Annotated in this window: 4 protein-coding genes and 2 pseudogenes; 2 read left to right on the forward strand and 4 right to left on the reverse strand. The window is 62.7% G+C overall.

Going from position 1 to position 5,500, the window contains the following annotated elements; genetic code table 11:
- A pseudogene (locus tag IVB32_RS18585) lies at positions 1–93 on the reverse strand (HAD family hydrolase); the annotation flags it as partial.
- Between the two features lie 144 nt (positions 94–237).
- Here IVB32_RS18585 and IVB32_RS18590 point away from each other — a divergent pair.
- Positions 238–1,125, forward strand: a complete 888-nt coding sequence (locus tag IVB32_RS18590; RefSeq protein ID WP_247370112.1) for an SDR family oxidoreductase — start codon at positions 238–240, stop codon at positions 1,123–1,125.
- Here IVB32_RS18590 and IVB32_RS18595 read toward each other — a convergent pair.
- Together IVB32_RS18595 and IVB32_RS18600 are read right to left on the reverse strand one after the other, a co-directional pair.
- Positions 1,100–1,535: pseudogene (locus tag IVB32_RS18595) on the reverse strand (dienelactone hydrolase family protein); the annotation flags it as partial. The gene IVB32_RS18590 and the pseudogene IVB32_RS18595 sit on opposite strands and share 26 nt — an antisense overlap.
- A gap of 894 nt (positions 1,536–2,429) precedes the next feature.
- Positions 2,430–4,004, reverse strand: a complete 1,575-nt coding sequence (locus IVB32_RS18600) for a porin (protein WP_085348489.1) — start codon at positions 4,002–4,004, stop codon at positions 2,430–2,432.
- Positions 4,005–4,509: 505 nt separating this feature from the next.
- On the opposite strand from IVB32_RS18600, the gene IVB32_RS18605 reads away from it, so the two are divergent.
- The gene (locus tag IVB32_RS18605) at positions 4,510–4,989 is read left to right on the forward strand and encodes a MarR family transcriptional regulator (RefSeq protein WP_247337729.1); all 480 of its coding nucleotides are present in this window, start codon (positions 4,510–4,512) and stop codon (positions 4,987–4,989) included.
- 97 nt (positions 4,990–5,086) lie between these two features.
- Here IVB32_RS18605 and IVB32_RS18610 read toward each other — a convergent pair whose 3' ends face one another.
- On the reverse strand, positions 5,087–5,458 hold the full coding sequence (locus IVB32_RS18610; protein ID WP_247410902.1) for a hypothetical protein: 372 nt from the start codon (positions 5,456–5,458) through the stop codon (positions 5,087–5,089).
- Positions 5,459–5,500: the final 42 nt, after the last annotated feature.

A 5,500-nucleotide genomic window follows, 5' to 3' on the forward strand; every position in this document is an offset into this window, starting at 1 on the left:
CAAGGTGCCGTCGACGTCGAAGATCAGCGCGGCGGCGCGGCGGACTAGCTCAGCCGCGTCAGATAGCATGATGGCTGGCGCTTCTGCCTGCATGATCGATGCGTCCCTCCGGTGAGCGACCATCGCCTGCACAGGCGGGCGAGACAAATTGCAATATCTTTTGCCGGACCCAAAAATCTCTTATGAGCGGAGGCGCGCTGCGGCGCGAACGGGAACTCCGACCTGCAAGGAAGATGTATGCGGCTCTTTATCCTTGGCCTCGGCTACAGTGCGCGGCACTTCGTCCGCCTGTTCGGTGGCCGCTTCTCGCATATCGCCGGCACGGTGCGCGATCCCGCGCAGCGGGGCGCTCTCGCCGGCGTCGAGGTGCATGCTTTCTCCGGCAGCAGTCCGGCACGCGAGACGATCGAACGCATGAGGGACGCGGATGTCCTTCTCGTTTCGATCCCGCCCGGCAGTGCCGGCGATCCCGCAATCGCGGCCTTCTCCGGCCTGCTGGCGGCGGGCGGCGACCGCAAGATCGTCTATTTGTCCACGATCGGCGTATATGGTGATCACGCCGGCGGCTGGGTCGACGAGAGCACGCCGCCGAAGGCGGACCTCGACCGGACGCGCATGCGGGTCGCGGCGGAACAGGCATGGACCGACACGACCGGTGGCGACGCCGCGATCCTGCGGCTTGCGGGTATCTATGGCCCCGGCCGTAACGCGCTGGTGACGCTGCGCGCTGGAACGGCGCGGCGCATCATCAAGCCGGGACAGGTGTTCAACCGCATCCACGTCGACGACATCGCGAGCGCGATCATGGCTGCGATTCATCACCCGAGCGGCGGCACGTGGAACGTCTGCGACGACGAGCCGGCGCCGCCGCAGGAGGTGATCGCTTACGCGGCGAAGCTGATGAATGTTGCACCGCCGCCGGAAGAGCCGTTCGAGACCGCCGAGATGTCGGCGATGGCGCGCAGCTTCTATGCGAGCAGCGCCCGCGTCTCCAACGCGAAAATGAAGTGCGAGCTCGGCGTCACGCTTGCTTATCCGACCTACCGCCACGCCCTGGATGCGTTGTGGCAAGCGGGGGAAGGAGGATCAGGATCAAGCGTCAGCTCAACACGCCATACTTCTTGAACCAGGCCTGGGCCTGCTTCCAGGCATCTTCTGCTGCGTCCTTGCGATAGCTGCCGCGGTAGTCGGCATGGAAGCCATGCGGCGCTTCCGGATAGATCTTGAAACTCGGCCGTCTTCTTGTTCTGCTCCAAGGCTGTCTTGAGCTGCTCGACCTGGGCGACGGGAATGCCGGTATCGGCGCCGCCATAGAGGCCGAGCACCGGTGCCTTCATCTCGGGCGCGAGCTGCATCGGGCTCTTCGGCCACGGCCGATTGGCTGGATCGACCGGCGGACCGTAGAAGGCGACGCCGGCCTTGAGGCTGCCCCTGTGAGCGGCATATTCCCAGACGGTGCGTCCGCCGCGGCAGAAGCCGATGATGCCGAGCTTACCGGTGTCGCCGCCTTGCGATCCCGCCCACGCCACCGTCGCGGAATACTGGATCGCCCGGTCAAGCCGGGCGATGACAGGGAGTGTGTAGCCGTAGACACGCCTTCGCGTCCTCGCGGCGTTTCGCCCGAGCTTTGCCTGGTCATTCCACCCTCAAAGCCAAGAGGGCGCAGGGAAGGCCGGGTGCCGGCTGGCACCCGCGGTCCGCTGCGCGAAAATGTAGCGCAAGGAAACCGCACAGCAGCATACAGGTGTAGCCAATCACTCGGCCTTCCCTGCGCGATGGTTGGACGGCTTATGCCGTGCTCTCCCGGGAGCCGAGTTCCTGCTGGCCTCCCTCACCCCTGCGAAAGTCACCGGCACCGCGCCGGTTGACGCGGATGCCGCATTCGCAAGAGCTTGACCATAGCAACGACGGCCAGGACCACACGGTTTTGCCGTACGCACGGCCCGCCATTTCGCCGCAGTATTCCCAGCCCTGTCGACGGAGCCGGAAACTTACAGACGAGACGAAGCCTAGCAGCGCCGCTCGTCGGAACGCAGCCTTGGGCTCACGGAGAGCAATCCGCCCTGCCCTTGGCCTCTCGCACCCGAACGCTGCCGCGTCCACCGCAAGCCCGGCTCGCGAACATGCCGACCACAAGATCGCCCCTCAAGGATGAGCCGGGATGGACGACACATACGCCATTTCCGAATTTCGGTAAAGCGGAATATTTTTGTGAGAGCGGATTGACACGGGGGCGACACAGGCGCGGTCCCGTAGCCCGGATGAAGCGAAGCGTGATCCGGGAAGGTGCCAGACGCAGCGCGAGCAGCCCCCGGATCACGCTTGCGCTCCATCCGGGCACCGGGGCTTCGCCGCCCTATCATCTGCCTTGCGCAAAAAAACACCCGGCGGTTTCCCGCCGGGTGTTCGTTCATGTGTTTCGATAGATTTTACCAGTTGCGCTGAGCGCGGAGGATCATGGCGACCGAGTCCTGATCCTTCAGCTCGTAGGCCGCGGTCGGCTTGGCGGTCGCGACGCTCGGGGAGGCGCCAACCGTACCAGAATATTTCTGGTCGAGATGGGTCCAGGACACGTCCGCCGAGAAGGTCAGGTTCTTGACCGGGGTCCACCGGGTGACGACACCTAGCTGGCCGATCGCGAAGTCCGGGTTGCAACCCGTCACACCTGCCAGGGCTCCGAACACACCGGCGCCGCCGCCGGCGCCGCAGATGGTGGTCTTGGCCAGCGTGCCGAACTGGGCCTGAGCGTAAGCACCGTACAGCGAGGAGTTCCAGTTGGGATCCCAGTTGTGGGTGTAAGCGCCACGGAAGCCCCAGGTCTTGACGGTTTCCTGCGAGCTACCGGTCACGTACACCGTGTCAGGAGCATTGGCGAAGCCAACGCTCTGGTAGGCAACACCCGAGCTACCGAACAGCGAGTAGCTGCTGCCCGACAGGTTCTGGAAGTTGTAGCGGGTCGCGCCGTCGGTGTAGACGCCCTGGATGTTGATCGTGTCACCCGCGCCGGTCGGGATGTTCTTGATCGACAAAGCGAGCTGAACAGCCCAACCCCATTTGTCGTCGGGATGGCCGGTGGCTTCGGTCGCGCCGTAATAGGCGACATGGTTGTCATGCGCAGCCACTGACGCCTGGAAGAGACCCCAGGCCTGATCGACACGCAGCTGACCGACGAGGTTCGGCGAACGCGAGCCGCCGAGGGCGTTGGTGCCGTACGAACCGCCGATGATGCCACCTGCGGTCGCGCCGGTCATGTTGAGGTTGCCGGCCTGATAGTAGGCCGTCGCATCTTCAGCGGAGAACGATGCCGTGACGCCCTGGCCGAAGTCGGCGGTGTATGTGAACTGGGTGACGCCGGTAACGGTGCCGCTGCCGCCGACGAGGTTGTCGGTGATGTTGCCGGGATAGTTGGTCCAGGGCGCGTCGAACTGCGACACGGCCTTACCCATCGTGAAGCCGGCGAACTGGATGAAGGCGTAGTATACGCCGAGCGCACCGGCCGAGGTATTGCCGTCGGTGCCGTTGACGTTGCCGCTACCCGAACCGACGAGGCCTGTGCCCGCAGCGTTGAGACCGAGCGTACCGCTGTACTGGGTGCCACCCGTTGCCGAACCGGTGCCCGAATAGTTGCCGGTCGTCCAGGTAAAGACGCCGTCGAAGAACGTGCGGACCACGCCGTATTCGGTCGCGGTGCGGGTGTCGATGTTGAGGTCTTCACGAGCGCGGAAGGTGTAGTAGTTCATCAGGCGGTTGCGTGCACCGGCAACACCGCTCTGGTTCGGGTTGAAGTCCGAATTGGTGTTGAGGTTCGCATCGGCCCGCAGGTAACCACCCAGCTTAATGCAGGTGTCGGTGCCGGGGATGTAGTAGAAACCGGCGCCGTACAGCGAGCAGATCTTCACGTATTCGACCGCCTTGGCCTTCACGGGAAGATCGGCAGCGAACGCCCCGGAGGCGGCCATCAGGCCGGCAGCCGAGCCGAGAAAGAGTGTCTTCGTCAACTTCATCAGTAAACCTCCAGGTCGGTTCAGGGGGCTCGGGTCCTCGGTGGACGCCGCTTTACCCTCTCAATTTCCGTTCAATTCAGGCCCGCACCGAAGGTTCGGACTGAAACGACAGCGAGGTGCCCCCTCCGTCGCGGCTTCACATATAGTTTATAAAAACAATGGTCTCAATTTATTGCTTTGATGAATCGACACTTCAGGTCGCGATGTGGCTTGAGGGCAACAGCGGCGATATTACCCCGGAAGATCACTATAGAAAAACCAGAAAAGCCCTCGGGGGGCATCCCGAGGGCTTCTTGGAGGTCTCGCATCGCTGTCCGTCGCGTGGGTCAAGAGCAGCGAAATAGAGTGCGATAGTAGATAATAAAATTAATTGTTCTTTGCAAGTAATAATTGAGCCTACGATTTCTTCCGCGCGGTATCTCCCCTTTGGTCGACGCGCGATTTTCGAGACGCTTCCAAGATATCCCATTAAGGATAGGCAAGGGATAAACGGGGAGGGAGCCACATGATCGAGAAGAAACTCGACAGGGCGATTACGGACTTCATCTGGAACGTCGTCGAAATTCATTCCCAGCTGGAGGACATCCACACCAGCTGGGCCGGACTGCTGGGCATTACCGAGCCGCAGTGGCTGATCCTGATGGCCATCACCGAACTGGACCAGGGGCGAGGTGTCGCGGGAATCGACATCGCGAACAAGCTGCGCGTCCACCCCGCCTTCGTCACCAACCAGACCAAGAGTCTCGAAAAGGGCGGCTTCCTGTCGCGACGGCCGGCCGCAGACGACGCACGCTACGTCCTGATGTCGCTGACGGCGAAAGCAACGACGGAGATCGAAAAACTGTCGAAGAGAAAGCTCGCCTTGAACTCGACCATGTTCAACGAGCTCGACGAGACGACCTTGGCCGATCTGAATGCCGCGCTCGCAACGATTGCCAAGAATGCCCGGCTGGCCGCACGGTTGCTGGCCATCGACGCTTCCTGACTCCCTGACGTCAGGCGCGGAACGCGCGCCTCGATTCATCCCCAATCTCTCCTCGCCTTCCCAATCTTTTCTCGCCTTCCCCCAATCTCTTGGCGCCTTAGAGGTAGGTCACGGAATCCAGCTGGCGGGCAATTCCAAGTTTGCTGTCGAGCCATTCGAAAATGAAATCGTCCACCGCGATGAAATTCTCGACCTCGCCCAGAGGGTACGGAATGCAGTTCGGCACGACGGTCGCGCAATCGGCTCCGGCCTGCCGATAGCCGGCTTGCAGTTCGAGAGCATCCTCCTCCCAAACCATTGAGCGGCTGCCGACGACCATCAGAAGCGGGCAAGGTATCCGACACAACGGCAGCAACGAACCCGTCGAGGGCCCGTCACGGACCGCCTGCTCGACGCCGATCATCCAGCGCAGCGATGCCCGGCGCATGACCGGCGTCGCAATGCCGCCGTCGCACACGGCGGCAGCCATTCTGCGATCCACGAGGGCAAGACGGGATGCGTGACTGGCGGC

It is taken from the genome of Bradyrhizobium sp. 23, from assembly GCF_023073295.1.
Taxonomy (GTDB): Bacteria; Pseudomonadota; Alphaproteobacteria; order Rhizobiales; family Xanthobacteraceae; genus Bradyrhizobium; species Bradyrhizobium canariense_D.